This window comes from Arthrobacter sp. GMC3, assembly GCF_002929305.1.
Lineage (GTDB): Bacteria > Actinomycetota > Actinomycetes > Actinomycetales > Micrococcaceae > Specibacter.
Window position 1 is genome coordinate 1 of sequence record NZ_PJIO01000179.1, and the last position, 508, is coordinate 508.

The 508-nt window shown below is 64.2% G+C and carries 1 protein-coding gene; it reads left to right on the top strand.

Annotation, left to right across the window (positions count from 1 at the left end; genetic code table 11):
* Positions 1 to 92 precede the first annotated feature (92 nt).
* The gene (locus CXQ94_RS24190) at positions 93 to 311 is read left to right on the top strand and encodes a hypothetical protein (RefSeq protein ID WP_219817137.1); all 219 of its coding nucleotides are present in this window, start codon (positions 93 to 95) and stop codon (positions 309 to 311) included.
* Positions 312 to 508: the final 197 nt, after the last annotated feature.

A 508-nucleotide genomic window follows, 5' to 3' on the forward strand; every position in this document is an offset into this window, starting at 1 on the left:
AGCGCGCTTCCCTGGCGTTTTTCCGGCATTCATGCCGCTGGCCCGGAACTTGCTCTGCTTCCGCCACGATCCATCCGTAGCGGAATCTCCTCATGGCCGTTTCCCCCGACCTGTTGCTCAAATCCCCGACCGTCGATGCGCGACCCAAAGCCGCGACCAAGGCGCCTGATACGCCGCGCGACGGTCGGGACAACGGCAACGCCAGCTTTTCCGATGTCTACGCCAAGGAGCGTCAGACGAAACCAGCCGAGCGCCCGGTGCGCAACGAGGCCAGCCGCAACAAGCCGGTCGAGGACAAGCGCGAGCAGTAAACGGCGGAGGCGAACAACCGCGAGAAGCCGGCGGTTGCCGAAAGCGGCAATACCTTGCCTCCCGAAACGCCGGCTGAGGAAATTCCGGAGGCGGAGCTCGATCCAATGCTGCTGCTTGGTCTTGGCACGCAGTTCGTGGCGGAGTCCGAAGCCCAGCCTGAAACCGAGGTCGATGCTGTCTCCCTGCTTCCGGGGCT

Bases quoted from the DNA above. Each gene is read 5' to 3' on its own strand.
- CXQ94_RS24190 (WP_219817137.1), top strand. From the start codon at position 93: ATGGCCGTTTCCCCCGACCTGTTGCTCAAATCCCCGACCGTCGATGCG.